The organism is Streptomyces niveiscabiei (assembly GCF_001419795.1).
GTDB lineage: Bacteria > Actinomycetota > Actinomycetes > Streptomycetales > Streptomycetaceae > Streptomyces > Streptomyces niveiscabiei.
This window is the reverse complement of sequence record NZ_LIRL01000994.1, coordinates 1-3049: the sequence shown is the minus strand read 5'-3', so window position 1 is coordinate 3049 and position 3049 is coordinate 1. Positions and strand designations below refer to the sequence as shown.

Annotated in this window: 5 protein-coding genes; 1 reads left to right on the top strand and 4 read right to left on the bottom strand. The window is 67.1% G+C overall.

Annotated features, from left to right (window positions below):
- Window positions 1–92 precede the first annotated feature (92 nt).
- The gene (locus tag AOK24_RS38580) at window positions 93–983 is read left to right on the top strand and encodes a hypothetical protein (RefSeq protein ID WP_055724596.1); all 891 of its coding nucleotides are present in this window, start codon (window positions 93–95) and stop codon (window positions 981–983) included.
- 115 nt (window positions 984–1098) lie between these two features.
- On the opposite strand, the gene AOK24_RS38575 is transcribed toward AOK24_RS38580, so the two are convergent.
- The 4 genes from AOK24_RS38575 to AOK24_RS38570 form a co-directional block, all read right to left on the bottom strand.
- Window positions 1099–1494, bottom strand: a complete 396-nt coding sequence (locus AOK24_RS38575) for a hypothetical protein (protein ID WP_055724595.1) — start codon at window positions 1492–1494, stop codon at window positions 1099–1101.
- Between the two features lie 295 nt (window positions 1495–1789).
- Window positions 1790–1954 carry a hypothetical protein gene (locus tag AOK24_RS48905; RefSeq protein WP_159052140.1) on the bottom strand — a complete coding sequence of 55 codons (165 nt, stop codon included), beginning with the start codon at window positions 1952–1954 and terminating at the stop codon, window positions 1790–1792.
- Window positions 1955–2056: 102 nt separating this feature from the next.
- Window positions 2057–2689 (bottom strand): transposase, encoded by a 633-nt coding sequence (locus tag AOK24_RS52900; RefSeq protein ID WP_079057218.1) that lies wholly within the window; start codon window positions 2687–2689, stop codon window positions 2057–2059.
- Window positions 2607–2828 carry a transposase gene (locus AOK24_RS38570; protein ID WP_055724594.1) on the bottom strand — a complete coding sequence of 74 codons (222 nt, stop codon included), beginning with the start codon at window positions 2826–2828 and terminating at the stop codon, window positions 2607–2609. Before AOK24_RS38570 ends, AOK24_RS52900 begins: the two co-directional genes overlap by 83 nt.
- Window positions 2829–3049 lie beyond the last annotated feature (221 nt).

Below are 3049 nucleotides of genomic sequence, written 5' to 3'. Positions count from 1 at the left end.
TGTCGGCTGTCGGCTGTCGGCGGAGCCGAGGGGGACGAACGTCTGCGGGGCTTCCGGCGTCTCAGTCTCGACCGAGGCACTGGAGGCCCCCTATGCGCCGCTCCCTTGTACTGGCCCTTGTGGCCGCCCTGGCCACACTGACGGGCGCCTGCGGCAGCGGGCACGCCGAGCAGCAGTCCGACCGGCAGTCCGCCCGCCCCTCCGACCCGTCCGAGCAGCAGTCCGCCCGGCCCTCCGAGAACCCGGCGGAACGCGCCGCGCGGGCCCGGCAGGTCGCCGCCGCGTGGAACGGCTCGCGGGCGGAGGCGAGTTGGCGTGCCGGGTACCACCCGCTGGGTGACTGGACGGCGCTCCCCAAGGGGCTCACGGACCTGCCGCTCACCCTCCGGGCGACGCTCCCTCCACTCCCCCGCCCCGACGCCGAGGTCAAGTGGCCGGACGGTTCGACCCTCAAGGCTCCGCTCATTCCGGCGAGCACCGCGTACGAGGCGCTGGACCGGTACGAGGGTCCGCTCACCCAACTTCCGGTCACCTCCGTGACGTTGGGGACGATGCCCCTCCGCACGAGCCGGGGTCCCGCGACCGTACCGGCGTGGCTGTTCATGGTGGAGGGACACACCGAGCCGATCAGAAGGGCAGCGGCAAGCCCCTCCCCCCTCCCCAAGTCACCGATAGCTCCGACGAGTTCAACAGTGAACGGGAATCGGGTGGAGAACATCCAGGGCTCCACGCTGACCATCGTCACACCGCACGGCTCCTGCGACGACGGCGTCGAGGTGGAGGCACTGGAGACGCCGGGGAGCGTAGTCCTGACGCCGTACACGGTGAACCCTCAAGAGGGCCTGTGCAGAGCGGACTTGAAGATGGAGCGGGTAAAGGTGAACCTGGCCGGCCCACTGGCCGACCGCATACTCCTGGACGCATCCACGGGCGCCCCCATCCCGTACGACGCCGCGAACGGCCCTTCTCCAACGTGGAGTTGACGCCCTACGGCGCAGGCCCCCTCCGCTTCACCCCCAAAACCTGGACCTCTCCCCTCCCCGGGGAGGGGTGACCCCGAACCGGTAGCCACCCCTTCCCACGTCACGACCTCACCGATCAGACGATCCGCCGAGGCGCGTCGAACTGGTCCACCGGCGCGACGGGGCACGCCGCCGACGGCCCACCGAGGACGTTCCCGCCCACACCCTCCGCGTTCGGCACCGCGCACCGCAGATCGACGTTGACCAGCGGAGCCCCGTACGTGTTGAGGATCCCGCTCGCGTCCCCACCGATGGCGGTGTCGCCATTCCGCGTGGCGAAGTCGGAAGCGGTCCCGCTCCCACTGGCCGTGTCCCCGTAGGCGACCCGAGCCGCGTGGTTCATCTCCCCCGCATTGGTAGCGGTCATGTTCTCCGCCCCCACCCCCGCAGCGGTGGTCGCCGAAGCAACCCCCGTAGCCGCCACGGTCGCAGCAGACGCCAGCGCCGCCCCAGCCAGAACCTTCTTGATCACAACTCTCTCCTGTCCGACGAACCAGAAAAATAACGATCGCTACCGACCAGCGAACGTCACAAGCCAAAAGATTCCGATCACCGACAGGTCACGCGACATCACCACAACGAGCCACCCCAATACGGCCACCTGGCCCCCCCAGAACGGGAAACCCCAGACCACGCCCCACCATCCAACACTCAGGGGGACACCGCGCGGGCCCGGCCGAAGGTGCGGGCCTCAAGAACTCCCCTCATCGCAAGTCACAAGGCTCTTCGCCATTGCTGAAAGTTCACGGGCGAGCCGATCACATTCCTCACCCTGCAAGCAAATCGGCAATATACTCTTTAATTTCCCCCGAAAGCCCGGCGGGATCAATCTCGCGCAAATATGAAACGCACCCCACGTCAACACACCCCGTGGTCGCAAGCTCAAGAATGGCGTGAAGCTGAGACTCCAGCACCTCATCGGCAACCTGCATCAATACTCCCACGGAGCAGTCGAAGAAACTCTCGAGACTTCACCCACACACCTCTCTCAAGCCAATACGGCAACGGATACTGACTTGTACTACAGCCTCAGATCATGACTTGGTGATCGGTAACTTCCGTTTCGGTGCCAGGGTTTGAGTCGGTTGGGCAGGGGGGCACGTCGGCGGTCGTAGTGGCTCACGGTGGCCCGGGTCTGGTGGAGTGCTCGCCAGTGGTGCTGCTGAAGGCGGTAGGCGTCGTCGCGGTCGCGGTGCCGGGCGCGCTGGATGGTCAGGAAGGCCAGGGCGAGCATCGCGGTGGTGACGTGCCGGTGCCAGGGGGTCCACTTGCGGACCTGGTACTGGCCGAGCCCGGTGAGCTGTTTGCCCCGTTCGTTGCCCTCTTCGATCTACCAGCGGACGCCGGCCTGGGCGATGAACTCGACCGGCGGCGTGACGGCGGTGGCGTGGGCGAGGAAGTAGCCGTACTCGTAGTCGAATCTGCCCTTGGCCAGCTGTTTCGGCCCGCAGGGCGAGGTCCTTGCCGTAGTCGGCATCGGCCACCAGCCAGGTGAACGGCGTCTTCGACGCGAGTGCGGCGGCGAGCATCTCACGTCCCAGCTGCGGCTTCGTCGCGAACGCGACCTCCTCGGGGATACCGGCCTCACGGCGGCGCTCCCGGTCCGATGCCCACGCCGGGCAGGTACAGGCGCCGGTCGTAGAAGGTGTGCCCGCCCGGTGCGGCACAGGTGAGCATCACCATCACCTGACAGTTGCGGACATCGCCGGTCACCCCGCAGTGCTGGTGGGCCACCCCGACCGACTTGGTCCCCTTCTTGATCACCTGGGTGTCGTCCAGCACCAGCGTCGCCGCTGGATCCCCCATACCTCCCGCGGCTCCGGCAGGGCGAACAGATGCCCCAGCCCACCCGTCAAGGCCGCCAACTCCGGGGCTGTAGCACCAGCCTGTTTCACTCCTCAGACCCCAGGATGAAAGAGGTTCACTCACCCCCGGAAGCGGCAAGGTAAACCCGAACCTTCTGCACCCCGACAGAATCGGCCTGGAACCTGATTCCAGACCCCTCACCCCCGAGAACAACAGAAACC

What these genes read in the sequence shown, in the direction of transcription:
- AOK24_RS38580 (WP_055724596.1), top strand. Translation starts at nt 93, where the DNA reads ATGCGCCGCTCCCTTGTACTGGCCCTTGTGGCCGCCCTGGCCACACTG.
- AOK24_RS48905 (WP_159052140.1), bottom strand. Translation starts at nt 1,954, where the DNA reads ATGCAGGTTGCCGATGAGGTGCTGGAGTCTCAGCTTCACGCCATTCTT.
- AOK24_RS38570 (WP_055724594.1), bottom strand. Translation starts at nt 2,828, where the DNA reads ATGGGGGATCCAGCGGCGACGCTGGTGCTGGACGACACCCAGGTGATC.